Raw genomic sequence first — 22,009 nt, 5'->3', positions numbered from 1 at the left:
CCATATGGCGCCAATTAAACTTTGATAGGTAACGGAACTGGAGTCTTAATCAATGGACAGTAGCACTGAATTAGGTGAATTGATGCTGTGCCCAGAAAGAACATATCTCATATTTAGTTTAAGTTTCAGCTTGATGATTCATTAAAAAAATGGAAGATTTTTTTAAATAATATAGGAAAACAAATGTTAATTTATGTAAATCAATTTAAGTTAGTGGGTGAACATATTTCCGACATAGCATTCCAAAGTATTGCTGGATGGCTAAAACATGTAACAAAACGTCACTTCACTATTGATGAGCTCAAGAGTGGAGAAGAATTTACTATCGAACGTGCAAAAGTTAGAACTTATATCGCTGTCGACAGAGAACCTAAATTATATGCGATATTATTTAGTCATCCAGATAAAACCGTAAAAGGCAGGCAATGGATTACTGAAATAGGAATAAAGCAGGAAAAAGATGCTACGACCGTATCAATACTACTGGAAACAAGTGATATTAGTACCTTGGTGAAAGAAATACCATCAACTACAAGACCAAGACTAGTAAACTTTTTACAACAAAACGCTCAACTCCATGATGAAACAATTGGACTAAGAGTTTTTAATTACACCAACACAATTGAATCATTCAAAGCTCTTAGTTACGAAATAGAAAGAGAATCCAGAAAACATCCACTTGTAATTGTTAGCAATCTAAAAAAAACCAACAAACCACTAATTAACCCTATAAAACTGCAAGAGCAATTACTTGGATTGGCTCAAGTTATCCACTCCCATGACGATATAAACACATGGGATTTTGAAAATATTTTAACAAGGCGCTACTCAGCTTGGGATGGTGCGGTAAATATCATTTACCCTTCTTATGGAAGAGGCTTTTGCCACACCAAGCTTCTATCTCAAACTACTATTATTGAGCTAATTGACTCAGGCTTTCATGTTTTGCAATCCATCCTATCTTTCATTACACACACGACAAATGGCTTCAACAAAAAACGTCACTTTAGTCCTAGTGATGTAAGGGCTAAAAGGCAGAGAGATCAACGCAGCATACTTAAAGATAAATTACACTTGCAATTAGAGAATAATGAATTCCAGCAACTTGCAGAAGAAGCATTCATACAACTTGAAGAACAAGAAGCTTTGTTTGAACAATTGAAAGAACAACATCAGAAAGAAATAGAATCACAGATTTTAGAACAAATTGAAAATCAGACTGAGCTTGAAAAAACCATCATGGAACTACAAGTATTAAAAATTCGCTTTGATGAGATACAGAAATTAACATCCAAAAAAGGCACACCTTTACTTGTTTGTGGTGAGGAAAAAGAGTTTTACTCTGGCGAATTTTCAGATCTGTCCATTGAGATATTTAAAACATTTTTAGATAATGAAACTAAAAACACTAGAAAAAAGCATATCATCCAAGACATTCTAAAACACAATGAAGTCGATGGTACAAAAGCCAGTTATATAAATATATGCAAGCAAATATTCAACAATTATAATGGTGTCACTCCTAAGATTCGCTCAGAATTAAATAAAATGAATCTTGAAATAATCGAAGATGGTAACCACAACCAGATTAAATTTATTAATGATGCTCGATATCAGGTCACATGTGCAAAAACGCCAAGCGATAAACGCACAGGTGATAATATTGTTAGAGATATAAAAGCAGCATTGTTTTAATAATTTACACGTTAACTTCTATAGAAATATAAAGGCGACCATCTGGTCGCCTTTTTATTTCTATCGCTTTCCAATCAGGAAATATTACCGCGCAGGTCTCTTGGCACTATTCCCTTTTGTCGCAGGTTTGCCGCCTTGAGCGGCGGGTTTGGCTCCCGGCTTGGCAGAGCCTGCACGGGTTGGCGCTTTGCCCTTATGGGCAGGTTTTCCGGCAGGTTTGCCCTTACCAGCACTCTTGCCTTCACCCTGTGCGGTCGGTTTGCCGTTAGCCGCCCCTTTCTGCAGTTGGGAACCCACCGGCTTGCCGCCAGTGGCCTTGCTGCCCGCGCCATTACCGCGCTGGTGATTGATGTTGCTATGACGGGTCAGGGCCGGTTTCATGCCCTTGCCGCTGGCGGCGCGCTCGTTGCGACCTTCCGGCGGCACCAGACACCCCGGGCCATTGCCAATCAGGTGGCCCTTGCCCATGGCGAGCAGGGCTTCGCGGATCATCGGCCAGCCAGCGGGGTCGTGATAGCGCAGCAGCGCCTTGTGCAGACGGCGACGGCGCTCGCCCTTGGCAACAAACACATCGCCACCGGTGCGGCTCACCTTGTTCAACGGGTTTTTCTCCGTGTAATACATGGTGGTGGCGTTGGCGAGCGGCGACGGGTAGAAGTTCTGCACCTGATCGAGCTTGAAGCGGTTCTCTTTGACCCAGAGCGCCAGATTGATCATGTCTTCATCCGTGGTGCCCGGGTGGGCGGAGATAAAGTAGGGGATCAGGTACTGCTGCTTGCCCGCCTCTTTGGAGTATTTGTCGAACAGCTCCTTGAACTGGTAGTAGCTGCCCATGCCCGGCTTCATCATCTTGGAGAGCGGCCCCTCCTCGGTGTGTTCCGGTGCGATCTTGAGGTAGCCGCCGACGTGGTACTTGGCCAACTCCTTGATATAGCGGGGATCTTCGACCGCGATGTCGTAACGCACGCCGGAGGCAATCAGGATCTTCTTGATCCCCTTGAGGTCGCGCGCCTTGCGATAGAGGTTGATGGTCGGGCTGTGGTCGGTGTCCATGTGCGGGCAGATGGTGGGCCAGACACAGGAGGCGCGACGACAGGTCTGCTCGGCCTTGGGGCTCTTGCAGCGCAGCTTGTACATGTTGGCGGTGGGGCCGCCGAGATCCGAGATGACCCCGGTAAAGCCCGGCACCTTGTCGCGGATATCTTCGATTTCTTTGAGGATCGACTCTTCCGAGCGGCTCTGGATGATGCGCCCTTCGTGCTCGGTGATGGAGCAGAAGGAGCAGCCGCCAAAGCAGCCGCGCATGATGTTGACCGAGGTCTTGATCATCTCGAAGGCGGGGATCTTCTCGTTGCCATAGGCCGGGTGCGGCACCCGCTGGTAGGGCAGGCCGAAGACGCCGTCCATCTCCTCGGTTTCCAGCGGGAAGGCGGGCGGGTTGACCCAGACGATGCGATCGCCGTGAGCTTGCGACAGAGCGCGGGCGCAGCCGGGGTTGGTCTCGTGGTGCAGAATGCGCGAGGCGTGGGCGTAGAGCACCTTGTCCTCTTTCACCCGCTCGAACGCCGGCAGCTTCACATAGGTTTTTTCCCACGGCTTGGGTTTGGCCGGCTGCACCAGCACAGGCTGGGCTTCCTGCGCGGCAGGGGCCGCGTCGGTGGCATCATCCGAGCATGGGGCCCCTTCCATATAGGGGTTCATGATGGGATCGATGCGGCCAATCTGGTCGAGCTTGCTCGAATCCACCCCTTTCCAGCCCGGCAGCGGCTCCTTGCGGATGACGGCGGTGCCGCGAATATCCTGCATGGTGTCGATGGTCTCCCCCGCTGCGATGCGGTGAGCCACTTCCACCAGCGGCCGCTCGGCGTTGCCGTAAATCAGGATATCGGCCTTGGCATCGAGCAGGATGGAGCGACGGATGGTCTCGGACCAGTAGTCGTAGTGGGCGATGCGGCGCAGGGATGCCTCGATGCCGCCGATAACGACGGGCACCTCTTTGAACGCCTCCTTGCAGCGCTGGGTATAGACCAGAGTCGCACGATCCGGCCGCTTGCCGCCCACATCCCCCGGGGTGTAGGCGTCGTCGTGGCGCAGCTTTTTATCGGAGGTGTAGCGGTTGATCATGGAGTCCATGTTGCCCGCGGTCACCCCGAAGAAGAGGTTCGGTTTACCCAGACGCATAAAGTCATCCTTCGATGACCAGTCCGGCTGGGCGATGATGCCGACCCGAAAGCCCTGCGCTTCCAGCATGCGGCCGATGACCGCCATGCCGAAGCTCGGGTGATCCACGTAGGCATCCCCCGTCACCAGAATGACGTCGCAGCTGTCCCAACCGAGCTTGTCCATCTCTTTGCGGGACATGGGCAGGAAGGGCGCCGTGCCGTAGCACTCGGCCCAATAGCGGGGATAGGAGAAAAGGTTGGGTACCGGCTGCATTTTGAACACCTGGAAAAATTCGGGTCGCGCATTATACCGGTTGCGGCCAAGGGGAGCGATGGCTTTTTGTCCCTATAGATCCCGCGGAATAGGCCGCCGCCCGCAATAGCAAGGGCGCCCGCAGGCGCCCTTGTGATGAGGAAGGCTGATAACTGGCCCCCGCTTGGATGCTGGTCAGAGCGCCGGAGGCTGTGACTCCCCTGCCCCCTTGGCGGCCAGCGCTTCGTCTACCTGTTGATCCCGCGCCCCTGTCATGCCGGCGTGGCGGGCGATCAGATGGTAGATGGCGGGCACCACCAGCAGGGTGACCAGGGTGGCCAGCGACAGTCCGAAGAAGACCACGGTTCCCACCGCCATCCGGCTCTCGTAACCCGCCCCCATGGAGAGCATCAGCGGCACCGCGCCGATAATGGCGGTCAGCGAAGTCATCAGGATCGGGCGCAAGCGGCGCACCGAGCCTGCGATGATCGCCTCCTCGAACCCTTCACCGCGCTGGCGCAGCTGGTTGATGAACTCGACGATGAGGATACCGTTTTTGGTCACCATGCCGATCAGCATGATCATGCCGATCTGGCTGTAGATGCTCATCTCCTGCCCCGTCAGCCAGAGGCCAAGCAGGCCGCCGAAGATGCCGAGTGGCACCGTCACCATCACCACCGCCGGGGTCAGGGTGCTCTCGAACTGGGCCACCAGCACCAGATAGACCACCAGCAGGGCGAGGCCAAAGACCAGCACCATCTCCCCCTGATTGTCGCGGTAATCCTTGGAATCACCGGCGTAATCCACCGTCATGCCGGTGGGCAGGTTGGCGTTGGCCCAACCATCGAGGAAATCGAGGGCCTCACCCAGGGTGTGGTCGGGGTGCACATCGGCGGTCAGGGTGATCGCCTTTTGCCGCTGGTAGTGGTTGAGGCGGTTGGCAGTCGCCACCTGCTTGACGGTCGCCAGGGTCGAGAGACTGACCATTTCGCCATTGGCTGCCTTCAGGTAGATACGACCGAGATCCGAGATGCCGTTGAACTCGGTCTGGTTGCCGCGCAGGTAGACGTCATACTCCTCGCCCCTGTCCACATAGGTGGTCTTGCTCGCCCCGCCCAGCAAGGTCTGCAAGCTGTTGGCCACGGTGGAGACCGGAATGCCGAGCTGGCTGGCGCTGTCGCGATTGATGGTCACCTGCAGCTCGGGGGTCTTCTCGGCATAGTCGAGATCCGGGCTCAGCATCAGGCCGCTGCCCTGCGCCGCCTGTTGCAGCGCCAACCCTTGCTGGTAGAGCTCGGCATAGTCGTTACCCTGCAGCACGAACTGCACCGGCGCGGTGGAGCCGCCGCGGAAACCGGGCTGGAAGGTGCGGATCATCACATCGGGAATGCCGGAGAGCTTGGCCCCGAGCGAGCGGGAGAACTCGGTGGCGGTGACGTCGCGCTCGGCCCAGTCGGTGAGCTGGATGATCACCATACCGGTCTGATCGCCGCCACGGCCAAAGGCGGGGGTGCTGAAGCTCAGCGCCTGCACCACCCCTTTGCCCAGCATCGGCATGATGGCGGACTCCACCTGCTGCATGTTGCGCTTCATCCGCTCGATGCTGGTCCCCTCTGCCCCCTTGACGAAGACATAGATGACGCCGCGATCCTCGGTCGGGGTAAGGCTGGTCGGCAGCTGGGTAAACAGGGCACCGATACCGCCCAGACAGAGCAGCAGCACCAGCGGCGTCCAGCGGGAGCGACGCAGCACCCACGCCAGCAGGTGGCGATAGTGCCCCTCCAGCCAGCCGAGCCCGCGATCGAGCCCGGCGGTGAGCCGGTTCGGTTTATCCAGCGGGCGCATCAGCCAGGAGCCCATGGCCGGGGTCAGGGTCAGCGCCACCAGCGAGGAGCAGAGCACCGCGAGCGAGAGCAGGATGGCAAACTCGGTAAAGAGCCGCCCCACCATACCATCCATAAAGGCGATGGGGACAAACACCATCACCAGCACGGCGGTGGTGGCGATGACCGCAAAGCCCACCTCGCGGGTGCCGTGCCAGGCGGCCAGCAGAGGCGGTTCCCCCCGCTGCAGATGGTGGTGGATGTTCTCCACCACCACGATGGCGTCATCCACCACCAGACCGATGGCGAGAATAAGGGCCAGCAGGGTGATGAGGTTGATGGAAAAGCCGAAATACCAGGCGCCAATAAAGGCAGAGATGAGCGACACCGGCACGGTAATGGCCGGAATGAGCGTGGTGCGCCCCTGCCCGAGGAACAGATAGAGCACCGCCACCACCAGCACGGCGCAGATGGCCAGGGTCTCGTACACCTCGTCGATGGCCTGCTTGATAAAGATGGTGGAGTCGTAATCCACCTCGAGCTTGGCCCCCTCCGGCAGGAAGCGCTGCATCTCGCCGAGTTTCTTCTCGATCCCCTGCGCCACTGCCAGCGGGTTGGCGGTGGACTGGGCGACGATGCCGATACCCAGGCTCTCTTTGCCGTTGCGCTGATAGGCGCTGTCTTCGTTCTTGGCTCCCACCTCCACGTCAGCGATATCGGCCAGATAGACGCTCTGGCCGTTGGCGGCTGTGGTGACTTGCAGCTGCTGGAAATCTTCCGCAGTGTGATAGAGACGGGCGATCTGCACCGCCATGGTCATGGAGTTGTTGCGGATCTCCCCCCCCGGCAGTTCGATGTTCTCCCGCTTGAGGGCCTCTTCCACATCGCTCACCGTGATGCCACGGGCCGCCATGTCTGCAGGACGCAGCCGCACATACATCACCTGGGTGAGATCGCCGGAGAGCGCCACTTCGCTCACGCCGTCCACCAAGCTCAGGGGGTCGACCAGCACCCGGTTGGCGTAGTCGGTCATGGCGGTGCGATCCATCTGGCTGCTGCTGAAATTGAGCCAGATCGCCACATCGCCGTTGCCGCTGTCCTTGGTCACCAGCGGCTCGTCCACATCATCGGGCAGCCGGGGCCGCGCGCGGGATAGGGCATCGCGCACATCGGAGATCCCCTCCACCATGTTCCAGCCGAGCTTGAACTCGACGGTGATCATCGAGCGCCCCTTGCGAGTCATGGAGTTGATGTTCTTGATGCCGCTGATACCGGAGAGCTGATCCTCGATGGGCTTGGTGACCTGACTCTCCATCACCGCGGGAGCCGCCCCCTCATAGGTGGTGGTGATGGAGACCGAGGGGATCTGTACATCGGGCATCTCCCGCACCGTCAACTTGCTGAAAGCGACCAGACCAAACACGGTGAGCAGGGCGCTGAGCACCACCGCCACCAGCGGGCGGCGAACTGAGATATCGGAGAGCCACATCAGCCGTTCACCTCGGCCAGATCACGCACCTGCACCCCATCACGCAGGTTGACCAGCCCCTCGACCACGATGCGATCGCCGACCTTCAGCCCCTCGGTGACCCAGACGGTCTCCCCTTCGGTCTCACCGAGCACCACAGGCACCCGCTTGACCCGGCCATCGGCCTCGAGACGGTAAACAAAGCGCTGCTCACCAGCGTACTCCACCGACTGGGCGGGGATCAGGGTGAGCTGCTGGGCAGGCAGCGCCAGCTCCACATTGAGCTGCATGCCCGGACGCAACTGACCGTTGCCATTGGGGATCATCACCCGCGCCTTGATGTTCTGGGTATCGTTGGAGACGCGGCTATCTAGGGTGGTCAGAGTGCCGTTGAATTGCTGATCCGGCCAGGCAGTACTGGTGGCGGTGACCGCCATGCCCGGGCGCAGCAGGGAGAGGTAACGCTCCGGCACCGCCAGATCGAGGCGCAGTTTGTCCAGTTCATCCAGATGCAGCAGGGTATCGCCGCTGTTGACCAGCGCCCCTTCGCTCAGATCAATCAGGCTCACGGTGCCAGCAAAGGGCGCCTGCAGGGTACGCAGGGAGAGCTCGTAGCGGGCGGCATCGAGGCGTGCCTGCACCTGGGCCACGGTGGCCTCCTGCCCCTCCAGCTCGGATTGGGTCACGGCGCCACGGGCCACCAGCTTGCGCATATCACTCAGCTTGCGGTTCTCGTCGCGCAGACTGGCGCTCTGCTCGGCCAGCTCAGCCTGCTGCTTGCCCGCATCGAGCGCGATCAGGGTCTCCCCCTTCGCCACACTCTGGCCAGATTGCACCGCAATCTTGACGATGCGACCGGTCACTTCGGGGCTGATGATGACGGAACGATTGGCCGCCAGCTTGCCCACCAGCTTGAGGGTCGGCTCGGCCAGACTCTGTTTGACGGTTTGAGTGCGGATATTGACCTGTCTGGTCGGTGCTTTGGCGGCGGGTTCGCTGTGACGCAGCGCCCAGACGCCGGCAACCACGATTAGAAGAAGGCCCAAGCCGAGCCAGATACGCATTTTCATCGAACAGTCCATGAAGAGTGAGAGGGTAAATCCAGATTGGGGCCATTTTAGCCCCAGACTATGCCGTGACTATGTATAAATGTGACAAAACGTAACAAGAGCGGGATAAGCTCACTCTGTTTCAGGTCGCGCCGTTTGTTTTCACGCCACATCGCATACACTAACGACAATTTCCTTCGCAACCCGACTGACTGCCTATGCCCAAAATGTCTGACCACCGCTTTCTCACACGCCTGACCTGGCTCCTGTTTGCCGTGGTCATCCTGCTGATTGGTCTGACCTTGCGGCAAAGCCTGAAACAGATAGAACGCCTCTACCAGAGCGATACCCTCAATAGCGCCATCTACCTGCGGGATCGGTTCAAACAGACCGAAGTGTTTCTGGAGGCGATGCGCGGGCAGGCCGAAGAGCGACTGCGCAGCGACCCCCAGTCGGTGCTCACCCGCCAGCTCTATCGCCATATCGAGGTACTGCCAGAGGGGCTGGCCCTCGACAAGCTCCCTGGGGATTTACCGGCCGGACTGGCGGGCAACCTCACCGGTGACGGCCCGCTGCCGCCCCCCGGCAGTGCGCGGGAGGCGCAACTTCATTTGGCCCTGAGCCTCTCTCCCTTGCTGGCCACCGCCAGCCAGCGCCTGGGCAGCGAGATCGCCTGGGCCTACTTCACTGGCGTGGACAACTTTATCTACCTCTATCCCTGGATCCCCTCCAGCCAGTTTCGCTTTGCCCGCAGCATCTATGACAAGCACTACTGGCAGGATGCGCTGATGTCACCCAACCCAAGCCGGGACACCATTCTCTCCCGCCCCTACGAAGATTTTGCCGGACTGGGCACCATGGTCACCATGTCCCAGCCTCTCTACAAGGACGGCTCGCTGGTAGGGATGATCAGCATGGACATCCTGCTCTCACGCTTGCAATCGCAGCTCAATCAGCTGGCACCGGCGCTGGGGGAGTATCTGCTGCTCAATCAGTACCATCAGGTGCTGGCCAGCAGCGCGCGCCAACCCGTGGTGCCGCAAGACCCCGAGCCGACCGACGAATACCAGTGGCGGCAAGGGGCATTGCAACTGACCATGGCAATCCCCGATACCCCGCTGCGACTGGTGCACAACGTCACCCTGCTGCCACTGGTGTGGGCCATGCTCTGCCAGTCCACGCCGACCCTGCTCGCCATCCTCTTTATGCTGCTGGCCGCCCTCTCCAACCTGAGATCCCACCGCCTCAACCAGCGGCTCAATTACCTCTCCTGCCACGATGCCCTCACCGGCGCCTTCAACCGCCACTATCTGGTGCTGCTGGAGCAGGCGGGAGAGCTGTCCCGGTTGCAAGCGGGGATCCTGATGTTCGATGCGGATCACTTCAAACGGGTCAATGACAACTTCGGCCATGCCGTCGGCGATATCGTACTGATCCGGCTGGTGCAGATCTGCCAGCAGCAGCTTAGACCCACAGACCACCTGATCCGCTGGGGTGGCGAGGAGTTTCTGCTGCTGATTGGCCGCGCTGGTGCAACGCAGCTCGGCGAGCTGGCGGAGCGGCTGAGAAAAGCGGTGGCGGATCACGACTGGACCGCCATCGAACCCGGGCTGGAGGTCACCATCAGCCTCGGCTATCTGCCCCACCAGGAGAACCTTCCCCTGCACGAGGCGGTGCGCCGCGCCGATGTGGCGCTCTATCAGGCCAAGGCCAACGGTCGCAACCGCAGCGAAAGATGGCAGGGTGACGCCTCCTGACTCTCGGAGTAAGCTGACCTCTCAACCCCTTTTTGGAGGACTGTCGTGCCACGTAAACCCCGCGTAGGGCTCGCTCTCGGGAGCGGCGCCGCCAGAGGATGGGCCCATATCGGCGTCATCCGCGCCCTTGAACGTCTCGGCATCAAACCGGATTTGATCGCTGGCTGCTCCATCGGCAGCTTTGTCGGTGCCGCCTATGCCGCCGGAGAACTGGATCGGCTGGAAACCTGGGTGCGCGGCTTTACCCGCCTGCAGGTGGTCAGCCTGCTCGACCCGGCCCTCTCCGGCGGGCTGTTTCGCGGCGAAAAGGTATTTGGCCTTGCCGCCAGCCATCTGGGGGATCCCGATCTCGAGAATCTGCCCATCCCCTTCGCCTGCATCGCCACCGAGCTCGATACCGGCCGCGAGATCTGGCTGCAACAGGGCCCGCTGCGCCAGTCGGTGCGCGCCTCCTGCGGCATGCCGGGGATCCTCACCCCGACCCGGATCAACGACCGCTGGCTGGTCGATGGCGCAGTAGTCAATCCGGTGCCCATTTCGCTGGCCCGCGCCATGGGGGCCGAGGTGGTGATTGCGGTGAACCTCAACACCGACATGCACCAGCCCTGGACCGACGAGCCGGATCAACCCGGCAGCGGCGGTCTGCTCAGCCAGTGGCTCAATCGCGGTGAATCCGCGCCAGCCACCCCGGGTCTGTGGAGCGTGATGAGTGGCTCCATCAACATCATGCAGGAGCGGATCACCCGCGCCCGGATGGCCGGTGATCCGCCGGAGATCCAGCTCTGCCCGCGCCTTGGCAGCTTCTCCATCATGGATTTTCATCGTGCCAGCGATGCCATCAACGAGGGGGAAGCCTGCGTCGAGCGCAATCTCGATCAGCTCAAGGATGAACTGGGCCGCCTCGGGTTGCTGGGCAGTTAGTTGTCGACATGCTGCGGTTTACACATGAAAAAAGCGCCATTCGGCGCTTTTTTTTCAACTCACTTACCCGGTTACTCCTTACGGTAGAAGAGCAACCCGAGCAGAATCACCCCCACAGAGACCAGCAGATAGAGTCCCAGACTGGGATTGGTGATACCGCCATACAGAATGATGAGCGCACCCAGGGTGGCACAGGTCGGGATCACAAACCGCTTTATCCAGCCCAACTCGGTAAAGGTACGCATGTACCAGACATAGAGGAACAGATAGAGGCCATAAATCAGCACGATCGGCATCTCGTCCAGAGCGATGTAACGACCGAATGTCTCGTTGATGCTGCAGTACCACAACACTGAGTAGATCACCGACAACAAGGCTGCCGCGAGGGCCGAGTTGATTGGCATGTGGTGATGCGGTTCGATACGGCTCATCCACTTGGGGGCTGGCCCCTGATTGCGGATCGCCAACGAGTAGGGAATGCGCATGGTCGCCAACACCAGACCATTGAGTGTTCCGAGGCAGGAGATAATCACGAACACGGTCAAAATGGTCGAGGCAGTCCCGCCAAACAGGCTGGTTGTCGCGAGATTTACCGCGTTATCCCCTTGCGCCACTATCTCGTCCGTCGGCAAGACGCTGGCGATCCCCAGAAAATAGGTGACATAGACCACAAAGACTATCAGGGTGCCAATCACCAGCGCTCTGGGCAGATTCTTCTTGGAATCGCGAATTTCGCTGTTGATGGTCACAGCGGCAATCCACCCCTCATAAGCGAAGGCGGTGGCAACCACGGCCGTGGCCAGAGTGCCTCCGGTGCTTCCTATCCCATCCATTGCCTGCACAAAGTTGGTCACGGTGACACCATTGAGCAAGCCTGAAATGGTGCCCACAATGGCAACCAGGATCAGCGGGATCAACTTGATCAGGGTAGAGCCCACTTGCAGCTTGCCCGCCAGGACCGGGGTATAGAAGTTGATCAGATAGGTGACCGTCATATAGACAGCCGCCAGTATCCAGGTCGCACCAGAGTTGGTCGGATTATCACTACCGAGCAAGATCATGGTGTACAGAGCGGCGACCCAGGCAAGGATGGCGGAAAGAGGGGCGTAATAGAGTACGCCTTTGAACCACCCCACCAGATAACCAAACATTTTGCCGTATGCCGCTTCGGCATAATCGACGATACCGTTGGACTTTTCGATCCGCTGGGCAAACTCGGCAAACACCAGCGCGCCGAAGATCATCGAAAATGCCCCCAGCGCCCATGCCAGCAGCGCAATGGCCAGATTACCGCCAGTCAGACGCAGTACATCATCGGCCTTGAAGAAGACACCGGAGCCGATCACCACGCCGACCACCATCGCAATGGCAGTCATCAGGCCATAGCGTTTATCCAACTCATTACTGCTCATACCCATACTCCATACGATTGCTCATATCATCCTGAATGTAATAGTGTTCGGGTGGCCAGATACCACCAGGGGCCCACTTTTCGGGGCCGCTTATTCTCGTTGGCCTGCATGGATAATTCAAAGCGTGTTAGATCAAAATATCGATCGGCAACCCAAAAAAAATACCGCCCGAAGGCGGCATTTCTATTCACATCGATGATCACGCCTTGGCGAGGTCATCCGGGCCAATCTGGCCGATTTCGGCGACTTTCTTGTCTGCCAGCAGCCAGAGGGTGAACTTGTGCAGATCCGGGTGGTGCGCCAGGGCAACCAGGAAGGCGCCCCCAACTTCACGGTAACCCAGCTCGTAGTTTTTCAGCGTGGTGGGAGGAACACCCAGCAAATCTGCAAACTTCGGACGGCTCAAACCGACCGCTTCACGGATCTGACGGATCTTCTTGCCAACAGTGACGATATTTGAATTCATAATGTTCCATACTCCGTTTGGCGGATTTACTCCGCCTTTTATTTTTCGCGACGACTCGTAGTCAAGTGTATCAGTTTTGTTCGGACTCGTTATGGTCGAGCCTCTATCTTATGAGCGCCTTTCGGCGACAACCCTTGCCTTCAAGGGGGGATGGTAATCGCTCAGCCGCCTCAGGTAAACAGTCTCGAAAAGAAACCTTTATTGTGGCCCCCCCAATAACTCGTATAATCCGCCGGATACCCATTAAGAGGAATAAGTATGGCGTTTCCCGGCATTATCTCTCGCCTGCACCCCGTATCCAGCACAGAAGAACTGGCACAACAGCGCCTGCAAGGTGAACAATATCGCGCCGAAGCATTCTGGCTTCCGGCCTTGATGTCCAGCCACGCCAGCGAACTGCTGGCCGCCCTGCCGGAGAGCTGCAGCCTGTTTCTTGAACAGGCATGCCCGGACCTGGCCTTGCGCAGCCATGACGGCACCCTGCATAACAATGAGCAGCTCGTCACGGTAAATGGTCAGGCAATTGCTCTGGCAACCACCCCGGGTGATGGTGGTCTGGTGCCCGAATCGGGCATGTGCGAGATGGCCGACTGGCTGGAGGCGGGACACCGCCACTTCATCTGTTCAGCTGCGGTTCAGCCTGTGGCTCGCGCCATCCTCAACATCTGGCCCCTTGACCCCTATCTGGCCCGACATTTTTTGATGACATTTACCCCCCTGCTGCAGAGCGCAACCCAGGCAGATTACCTTGCGGTCTTTGCCGCCAGAGCGAATCCGGCCAGCCCGCATAGCGACTGGGTTCAGGCTTATATGAAGCTGGAGAAGAAACTGCACAGGGCCTATCTGGATCACTAATTAATCAAAATAAACAGCCAGTTAAGGGCACGACACAATTTGCCACAAGGCTCATTTGTGAGCTTGATCATGTTTTAAAATCGGCATAGAGTGCGCCTCGTCATCGGAATGACATCAGTTGCCTGGCAGTGGTTTCTCACGCATTGCGTGCCATGCCAGCGCACTCGACACACCAGGAGAGTGTGCAACCCGGTTATACCGGGTCATCTGCCAGACTCGACGCCAGCCGTACGGCGGAGCCTGCAGCTTACATAAATTACAAAGTGTGAAGCACGTGAATAACGTGCGATCTCAACGAGGATTTTTTTATGATGAAAATGGCTCCTTCCATGATCGCCATCGCCATGGCTGCTCTGGGTGCTACCGCTGCTCACGCCGCTGACGACATCTACTTCGGTGCCGGTGTCGGTGCTACTCACTTCAACGGCCTGAACAAGCTGGAAAGCACCAATGTAGGCCAGGAAGACGCGGCAGCTGCCAACGCCTTCATGGGTTACAACTTCACCGAAAACTTCGGTACCGAACTGGGCTACCAGTACACCGGTCGTGGCAACACCGACGGCAACCGTTACGAGAGCCAGGGTGCCACCCTGTCCGGTATCGCCCGTATGCCGGTTGGCAACGACTTCTCCCTGTTCGCTGAAGGCGGCGCCTACTGGGGTCACACCGATGGTCTGGGTACCAGCGACACTAAAGTTTCCCCGCTGGCCGGTGCTGGTGTGACTTACAAGGTAAATGACGCGCTGGATCTGCAAGCTCGCTACCGCTACATGTGGGACGTCGCTGACCTGCACGCCAACGGTGAGCGTTACAAAGCCAACCAGAGCATCGCTACTCTGGAAGCGGTATACCACCCGTTCCGTACTTCCTACGTAGCTCCGGTAGCTGCTCCGGTAGTTGAAGAAGCGCCGGCTCCTGCTCCGCAAGTGGTAGAGAAGAACTTCGCCCTGAACTCAGACGTGCTGTTTGCCTTCGGCAAAGATACCCTGAAGCCGGAAGGCGTTGCAGCCCTGAACGGTCTGTATCAGCAAATCGTTGAGTTCCAGCCGAAAGATGGCAACGCTGTTGTTGTTGGTTACACCGACCGTATCGGTTCCGACGCTTACAACCAGAAGCTGTCTGAAGCCCGTGCCCGTACCGTTGCCAACTTCCTGGTGAGCAAAGGTATGGCTGCCAGCAAAGTTGCCATCGAAGGTCGTGGCGAAGCTAACCCGGTTACCGGCACCAAGTGCAACGGCGTAACTGCTAAAGCTCAGCTGATCTCCTGCCTGGCTCCGGATCGTCGCGTAGAAGTTCGCGTATCTGGCGTACAAGAAGTTCAGCAATAATCTGACCTCGTTCAGATAGTGCGAAAAAAGGGATGCTGCGGCATCCCTTTTTGTTTGTCTCGTTCTCGCTTGCATCCCTCAGTCCCGCCTCCCTGCCCTTGCCTGCCCCGTCTCGAAAGCATAAAGTAGTTGCGCCTGTAAGGTATTGGATAAGCACTAAAAAGCGCTTCTTGTCCGGTCTGTTGTCCATGACGCCACTGCATCATGAGAGTCCAAAGCCTTCGCTATCCACTTTGCTGGCGATTTTTCGCAGCAATAAAAACAAGTGCATTGCCCGACATGGGCTAACACAACGAGGATAAACCGATGAAACTCAAAATGGCTCCTACCCTGATTGCACTGGCGCTTGCCGCCGCAGGTACCGCAGCTCAGGCTGCCGATGACTGGTACACCGGTGTTGGTGCAGGTTGGGCTTATGCCCACGGTCTGGATGATTTTGGCAAAGACACTGACAAAGATGCCACTGCGCTGAGCCTGTTCGGCGGTTACAACTTCAACGACTACTACGCAGCTGAACTGGGCTACCTCTACGCCGGTAAAGCGGGCGTTGACGGTGCCGATTTCAAAACCCAGGGTGCCACCCTCTCCGGTATCGCCCGCCTGCCGCTGGGCGACATATTCTCGGTGTTTGCTGAAGGCGGTGCCTACTTCAATCACGTCAACGGCAATGGCAACAGCGACAACGGCACTGCGCCGCTGGCGGGTCTGGGCCTGACTGCCAAGCTCTCCGACCTTATCGATGTGCAAGCACGCTACCGCTATCTGTGGAATCTGGGTGACGAGCAGAAAACCTGGGAGAGCGACATGAGCATCGCGACCCTGGAGCTGGTGATGCACCCGAATCGCACCTCTTATGTTGCCCCGGTTGCCGCCCCTGCGCCTGAGCCGGTTCCCGAGCCGGTACTGGTCGACAAGAACTTTGCCCTGAGCTCTGACGTGCTGTTTGCCTTTGGCAAATCCACCCTCAAGCCAGAAGGTGTCGCAGCGCTGAACACCCTGTATCAGCAGATCGTTGATGTTCAGCCGAAAGATGGCAGCGCCGTGGTCGTCGGTTACACCGACCGTATCGGTTCTGATGCCTACAACCTGAAACTATCCGAAGCGCGTGCCCGTACCGTAGCCGACTTCCTGGTTGGCAAAGGTCTGCCGGCTGGCAAAGTTGCCATCGAAGGTCGCGGTGAAGCCAATCCGGTCACCGGTACCCAGTGCAACAGCGTCAAGGGCAAGGCTCAGCTGATCTCCTGCCTGGCACCGGATCGCCGTGTAGAAGTACGCGTCACCGGCGTGCAGCAAGTACAACAGTAATCCTCCAGTCCGACATAACAAGGAGGCCACCTGGCCTCCTTTTTCTTGCCGCATATTTCACCCACCTTGCAACCCTCTATTGCCCCCTTCCTCTTCCCGTCTCGCGCCCTAGTTCACGGCGTGTCGCTCCCCATACCTCTTTGGTGGTTAAAAACAGCCCGTCACCTATACATAAGTGTGGGGTTTGACCAGCAGGCAACCCTACTACACCATACATCGACGAGGATACGCGATGAACATAAGAGTAAAACCTGTGTGGATTGCACTGGCATTGGCGAGCACAGGCGCACAAGCGGAACCGGTTCACGACTGGTATGCCGGGGTTGGCGGTGGCTGGGCCATTGCCCACAATTTGAATGATTTCAGTCAGGATGTCGGCAAGGATGCGACTGCGCTCTCCCTGTTTGGCGGCTACAACTTCACGGAAAACCTGGGGGCCGAGATTGGCTATCTCTCCACCGGTGACTGGGATATCAGCGGCCATGACTTCAACAGCAAGGGAGCCACGCTGTCAGTCATTGGCCGCCTGCCGCTCAGCGAGATGTTCTCGCTCTTTGCCGAGGGCGGTGGCTATATCTATCACGTCGAGTCGGTCAATGGCGGGGACGACAACCTGGCGCCGCTGGCGGGTCTGGGAGTGACGGCCCGGCTCCATGACTGGGTCGATCTGCAGGCACGCTATCGCTACATAGTGCGCGTTGGCGATGATCCGGATAACGGCAAAGCCAACAGCGGCACCCAGCGCTGGGTCAGCGACATCAGCACCGCCACGCTGGAGCTGGTGATCCACCCGAACCGCAGCCAACCCAAAGAAGCGGCCCCCACGCCCGCCCCGGTCGTGGTCCCCCCGCCACCGGCCGAACCGGAGGTGGTGGATCAGACCTTCAACCTCAGTTCCGATGTGTTGTTCGCCTTTGGCAAGGCCGATCTCAAGCAGGAGGGAATGAGTGCGCTGGACGATCTCTACCAGCAGATCGTCGATGTTCAGCCCAAGGATGGCAGTGCGGTGGTGATGGGATATACCGACCGTATCGGCTCGGATGCCAACAATCAGCGGTTGTCAGAAGCTCGGGCCCAAACCGTTGCCGACTTTCTGATCAGCAAGGGATTGCCTGCCGACAAGGTGAGCATCCAGGGAAATGGCGCGAGCAATCCGGTCACCGGCAACCAGTGTGATGCCATCAAGGCGAAAGCGGCGCTCATCGACTGCCTTGGGCCGGATCGCCGGGTCGAGGTGCGCGTCACCGGCGTACAGGGCGGCAGCGAGTAGTTGATCTTGAGGCGATAACCATGTCAGACGTGCAGTAAAAAGGGATGCCGAGGCATCCCTTTTGCTTTGCGTCTTTTCGCAGAAATCAGAACGAGGTGCGGCGGTAGCGGCGATATTCCGGATGCCAGAAGTTTGCCTCGATAGCCTGATCGATCACCTCGTCCGGGGTCTGCACCGCCTTGCCCTGCAGCATGGCGGTCTTGGCCACCATCTTGGCGATGTAGCGGGAGACCTGATGGATATCCGCCAGATCCGGCAGCAGAGATCCCTCCTCCCCTTTCACCAGCGGCGAACACTCCGCCAGCGCGCGGCTGGCCGACATCAGCATGGCGTCGGTCACCCGGGTGGCGCCGGAGGCGATGACGCCAAGGCCGATCCCCGGGAAGATGAATGAGTTGTTGCACTGGGCGATGACGTAGCGCTTGCCCTTGTGCTCCACCGGTGCAAACGGACTGCCGGTGGCCACCAGCGCCTGACCGTCGGTCCAGCGGATAAGGTCAGCCGGCGTCGCCTCGACCCGGGAGGTGGGGTTGGAGAGCGGGAAGATGATGGGACGGGCGCAGTGCTTGTGCATGGTCTTGACCACCTCTTCGGTAAACAGCCCCGGCTGACCAGAGACCCCGATCAGGATGTCCGGGCGACCGTGCTCCATCACCTCCAGCAGGGAGATGTTGTCACCCACCGGCCAGTCGGCGATGCGCTCCACCGGTTGGGAGAGACGGCGCTGGAAGTCGAGCTGGTTGGGGATCTTGTCGGTGATAAGACCAAAGCGGTCCACCATAAAGACACGGCTGCGGGCCTGGGCATCGGTCAGCCCTTCGGCCTTCATCTGCGCCACGATCTGCTCGGCAATACCGCAACCGGCGCTGCCCGCGCCGAGGAAGGCAACCCGCTTCTCGGAGAGCTTGGCGCCAGAGGCCTTGCAGGCGGCGATGAGGCTGCCCAGCGTCACCGCTGCAGTACCCTGAATGTCGTCGTTGAAGCAGCAGAGCTCGTTCTTGTAGCGGTTGAGCAGTGGCATGGCGTTGTTCTGGGCGAAATCCTCGAACTGCAGCAGGATGTCGGGCCAGCGGCGCTTGACCGCCTGAATGAAGGCATCGACAAACTCGGCGTACTCATCCCCCGAGATACGCGGATTGCGCCACCCCATATAGAAGGGGTCATTGAGCAGTTGCTGGTTGTTGGTGCCCACATCCAGCACCACCGGCAGGCAGTAGGCGGGCGAGATGCCACCACAGGCGGTGTAGAGGGAGAGCTTGCCGATGGGAATGCCCATGCCGCCGATACCCTGGTCACCCAGACCCAGGATCCGCTCGCCATCGGTCACCACTATCACCTTGACGTTCTGCTTGGTGGCGTTTTGCAGCATGTCATCGATTCTGTCCTTGTCCGGATAGGAGATAAACAGGCCACGGGCGCGGCGATAGATGTTGGAGAACTCCTCGCACGCCTTGCCCACCGTCGGGGTGTAGATGATGGGCAGCATCTCGGTCAGGTGGTTGTGCAGCAGACGGTAGAAGAGCGTCTCGTTGGTATCCTGGATGTTGCGCAGGTAGATGTGCTTGTCCATGTCGTTGCCAAACGCCATGAACTGGCGATAGGCGCGCTCGGCCTGCTCTTCGATGGTCTCGATATTCTGGGGCAACAGACCTTCGAGGTTGAAGTTGCTGCGCTCTTCGCTGGTGAAGGCGCTGCCCTTGTTGAGCAAAGGGGTCTCCAGCAGGGCGGGACCGGCGTAGGGAATGTAGAGAGGACGTTTCTGGTTATTATCTTCAAACATGGATCTTGGTACCTAAACGGTTAGCTAGACGCAGGGACCCGCCGATCCTAGGGGCTTGTCTCATTAATTTCAAAGAGTTTGCACATCCGTTGCAAAAGGTTTGCGACCCAGTCGACGAAAGGCGCCAGGGGTCTGACCAGTCAGACGACGAAAGCGGTTGGCAAAGTTGGCCCCATCGCTGTAACCGACCCGGGCCGCCAGCTCGCCAAGTGGCCAGTTGGTATAGAGCAGCAGCTGGCGCGCCTTGTTCATTCTGAGCTCGGTCACCCTCGCCATCGGCCCCATACCGAACGCTTGCTGACAAAGCCGATGCAGATGGGGAACGGAGCAGGCCATCTGCCGGGCCAGCAGGGCGACACTCCAGGGTTCGTCCAGGCGCGCCTCCACCCGGCGAAACAGTGCCTGCAATCTAAGTTCAGGGGTACCGCGTACCTCCCCTTGCAGGGTGCGCTCCAGCAGCGCCAGCAACAGGCTGAGCAGTTGGGGTTGCAGCGGGGAGCGAACCCCTTCCCCCTGCATCAGGCTGAGCAGATGGTAGAGCTGATCGCCGCCATCCCCTTGCCAGATACGGTGACCAAGGCGGTGCAGATGCTGCCAGCGCGGCACGTCATCGAGCAAAATCCAGCTAATCTGCCAGCTTTCGCCAATCAGCTTGAGACCACCGGGCACGGCGGCGGGCAGGAAAATCAGTGACCCGGCCGGAATGGCTTGCTCCCCCTCGTCGGTGAGCAGCGCCCCCCCCTCATCGTGACTCACCATCAGAATGTGAAACTCGGGGCGATTGCGGCGGATCAGGTAGTGATCCCGCACCCGGGAGAGGCCGGTCAGGAAGATCCCAGCCTCGCCAAGCAGGGGCAGCCCTTCACGTCCCAACATCTGCTCTTCACAGGCTGGCGCTATCTCCAGACACTCGCTGGCAAATGGCATAACACCTCAACAGGATAGTTTTACACAAGAAAATCGAGAGCTACTCACAGTAAGAAGAGCCTCGTCAGCCCCTATCATACCCCTGACAAACCTTGCTTTTCTCATACCCGGTTAACAACTATGAATTATTGGCAAGCGATTTTAAAACAAACCACCGATCGCGAGTTCATGACCCGATTGTGGCGGCTGGCTCTGCCTGTCTCGCTGCAATCCATGATGTTCTCCCTGCTCGGCCTCATCGATATCATGATGGTGAGCCAGCTTGGCACCACGGCTGTGGCGGCGGTCGGCTTGGGTAACCGGGTCTTCTTTTTCAATCTGCTGGTGATAGCGGGCCTCGCGGGCGGGGTCTCGGTATTGGCAGCACAATACTTCGGGCGCGGGGAGATGGCCGGAGTGCGCCGCTCCCTGGCGCTGGCCATAGTGGGCGCCCTGCTGGTCACCCTGCCCTTTGCCTTCATCTATGTGTTATCACCGGGCAGCGTACTCGGTTTTGCCAGTCAGGATCCGGCGCTGCGGGCACTGGCGGATCAATTCTTGATGATCACCGGCGCCACCATCCTCTGTACCGCCATCGTGGTACCGCTGGAGTCAGCCCTGCGCTCGGTCGGCAATGCCGCCGCGCCGACCCGCATCGGCATTATCGCCATCATCGCCAACGTCATCCTCAACTACGTCCTCATCTTCGGTCACTTCGGCTTCGAGGCAATGGGGGTGGCCGGTTCGGCCTGGGGCACCACCATTTCCCGGCTGCTGCAGACAGCCCTGCTGCTGCTCTACGTAAAGCGTTATGAGGCGCGCCTGATCCCGCGCGCACCAGACTGGCTGGCCGCCTTCAAGCGCAAGGAGGTGGTGCGCTTTACCCTGATCGCCCTGCCGCTGCTGTTCCATGACGGCCTCTGGGCCTTCGGCATGCTGATTTACGGCTTTCTCTACGCCCATCTTGGCACCGATTCGCTGGCCATCATGACCACCCTCGGCACCCTGGAGAGCATCCTTATCTCCCTCTTCTTCGGACTGGCGGTGGCCTGCTCCACCCTGCTCGGCCACCGGCTCGGGGCCGAGGAGTACGAGGTCGCCTGGCAGCACTCCCAGCTGTTCCTGCTGCTGGCACCGATTGGCGCGCTACTGGTGGGGATCATCGTCTGGCTGCTGCAAGCCAACCTGCTGCAGTGGGTCGGCAACCTGCCCCCCGAGCTGATGACGGAAGCGGGACAGGTGCTCGGCATCATGTGCCTCGGGATGCTGCTCAAGGTGTTCAACATGGTGGGGATCATCGGAGTGCTGCGCTCTGGCGGTGATGTGAACTACAGCATCTTTATCGACATCGTCGGCATGTGGTGCATCGGCATCCCGCTCGCCTGGGTGGCGGTCACACTGCTCGGCTGGCCCCTCTCCTGGGTGGTGGCGGTGGTCTTGCTGGAGGAGCTCAGCAAGGTGTTGCTGGTGCAGCGCCGTATTCGCCAACGCTGCTGGTTGAAGAATCTGGTGATCGGATAAACAGCCACAAATCGGGGTCATATCAATGACAGAAAAAC

General features: G+C 58.2%; 15 protein-coding genes. 8 read left to right on the top strand and 7 right to left on the bottom strand.

Annotated elements, in window-relative coordinates; genetic code table 11:
- Window positions 1-183: 183 nt before the first annotated feature.
- Window positions 184-1,695 (top strand): hypothetical protein, encoded by a 1,512-nt coding sequence (locus I6L47_RS20140; protein WP_216948193.1) that lies wholly within the window; start codon window positions 184-186, stop codon window positions 1,693-1,695.
- An 84-nt stretch (window positions 1,696-1,779) separates the two neighbouring features.
- Here the strand turns inward: I6L47_RS20140 and I6L47_RS20135 are convergent, their stop codons facing one another.
- The 3 genes from I6L47_RS20135 to I6L47_RS20125 all read right to left on the bottom strand — a co-directional run bounded on the left by I6L47_RS20135 (window position 1,780) and on the right by I6L47_RS20125 (window position 8,471).
- A complete protein-coding gene (locus tag I6L47_RS20135) occupies window positions 1,780-4,131 on the bottom strand; it encodes a YgiQ family radical SAM protein (RefSeq protein ID WP_216948192.1) in 2,352 nt (783 codons plus the stop codon).
- Between the two features lie 174 nt (window positions 4,132-4,305).
- Window positions 4,306-7,422, bottom strand: a complete 3,117-nt coding sequence (locus I6L47_RS20130) for an efflux RND transporter permease subunit (protein WP_150390426.1) — start codon at window positions 7,420-7,422, stop codon at window positions 4,306-4,308.
- Window positions 7,422-8,471, bottom strand: a complete 1,050-nt coding sequence (locus tag I6L47_RS20125) for an efflux RND transporter periplasmic adaptor subunit (RefSeq protein WP_216948191.1) — start codon at window positions 8,469-8,471, stop codon at window positions 7,422-7,424. The genes I6L47_RS20130 and I6L47_RS20125 overlap by 1 nt, the downstream gene beginning before the upstream one ends.
- A gap of 197 nt (window positions 8,472-8,668) precedes the next feature.
- Here I6L47_RS20125 and I6L47_RS20120 point away from each other — a divergent pair, with 197 nt between their 5' ends.
- Both I6L47_RS20120 and I6L47_RS20115 read left to right on the top strand, forming a co-directional pair.
- A complete protein-coding gene (locus I6L47_RS20120; RefSeq protein WP_216948190.1) occupies window positions 8,669-10,207 on the top strand; it encodes a sensor domain-containing diguanylate cyclase in 1,539 nt (512 codons plus the stop codon).
- Window positions 10,208-10,252: 45 nt separating this feature from the next.
- Window positions 10,253-11,128, top strand: a complete 876-nt coding sequence (locus tag I6L47_RS20115; RefSeq protein WP_005338362.1) for a patatin-like phospholipase family protein — start codon at window positions 10,253-10,255, stop codon at window positions 11,126-11,128.
- A 71-nt stretch (window positions 11,129-11,199) separates the two neighbouring features.
- Here the strand turns inward: I6L47_RS20115 and I6L47_RS20110 are convergent, their stop codons facing one another.
- Complete coding sequence (locus I6L47_RS20110) at window positions 11,200-12,540, bottom strand: APC family permease (protein WP_005338365.1); 1,341 nt, start codon at window positions 12,538-12,540, stop codon at window positions 11,200-11,202.
- 199 nt (window positions 12,541-12,739) lie between these two features.
- Window positions 12,740-13,006 carry a DNA-binding transcriptional regulator gene (locus tag I6L47_RS20105; protein WP_005338367.1) on the bottom strand — a complete coding sequence of 89 codons (267 nt, stop codon included), beginning with the start codon at window positions 13,004-13,006 and terminating at the stop codon, window positions 12,740-12,742.
- A 258-nt stretch (window positions 13,007-13,264) separates the two neighbouring features.
- On the opposite strand from I6L47_RS20105, the gene I6L47_RS20100 reads away from it, so the two are divergent.
- From I6L47_RS20100 to I6L47_RS20085, 4 genes are all read left to right on the top strand, one after another.
- On the top strand, window positions 13,265-13,861 hold the full coding sequence (locus tag I6L47_RS20100; RefSeq protein WP_042052636.1) for a hypothetical protein: 597 nt from the start codon (window positions 13,265-13,267) through the stop codon (window positions 13,859-13,861).
- Between the two features lie 308 nt (window positions 13,862-14,169).
- Entirely contained in the window at window positions 14,170-15,189 is a 1,020-nt protein-coding gene (ompA, locus tag I6L47_RS20095) for a porin OmpA (protein WP_013723997.1), read from the top strand.
- A 306-nt stretch (window positions 15,190-15,495) separates the two neighbouring features.
- Complete coding sequence (gene ompA / locus I6L47_RS20090) at window positions 15,496-16,494, top strand: porin OmpA (protein ID WP_216948189.1); 999 nt, start codon at window positions 15,496-15,498, stop codon at window positions 16,492-16,494.
- A gap of 232 nt (window positions 16,495-16,726) precedes the next feature.
- Window positions 16,727-17,764: an OmpA family protein gene (locus I6L47_RS20085; protein ID WP_123173541.1), complete on the top strand. Its 1,038-nt coding sequence runs from the start codon at window positions 16,727-16,729 to the stop codon at window positions 17,762-17,764.
- 85 nt (window positions 17,765-17,849) lie between these two features.
- Here I6L47_RS20085 and I6L47_RS20080 read toward each other — a convergent pair whose 3' ends face one another.
- Both I6L47_RS20080 and I6L47_RS20075 read right to left on the bottom strand, forming a co-directional pair.
- Complete coding sequence (locus tag I6L47_RS20080) at window positions 17,850-19,544, bottom strand: NAD-dependent malic enzyme (RefSeq protein ID WP_021229121.1); 1,695 nt, start codon at window positions 19,542-19,544, stop codon at window positions 17,850-17,852.
- A 69-nt stretch (window positions 19,545-19,613) separates the two neighbouring features.
- Complete coding sequence (locus I6L47_RS20075) at window positions 19,614-20,471, bottom strand: AraC family transcriptional regulator (RefSeq protein WP_040066718.1); 858 nt, start codon at window positions 20,469-20,471, stop codon at window positions 19,614-19,616.
- 120 nt (window positions 20,472-20,591) lie between these two features.
- On the opposite strand from I6L47_RS20075, the gene I6L47_RS20070 reads away from it, so the two are divergent.
- Window positions 20,592-21,971 carry an MATE family efflux transporter gene (locus I6L47_RS20070; protein WP_216948188.1) on the top strand — a complete coding sequence of 460 codons (1,380 nt, stop codon included), beginning with the start codon at window positions 20,592-20,594 and terminating at the stop codon, window positions 21,969-21,971.
- Window positions 21,972-22,009: the final 38 nt, after the last annotated feature.

The sequence above is a fragment of the Aeromonas sp. FDAARGOS 1417 genome, assembly GCF_019046985.1.
GTDB lineage: Bacteria > Pseudomonadota > Gammaproteobacteria > Enterobacterales > Aeromonadaceae > Aeromonas > Aeromonas veronii.
The sequence above is the reverse complement of the archived record's forward strand: the minus strand, read 5'-3'. Positions and strand labels throughout refer to the sequence as shown.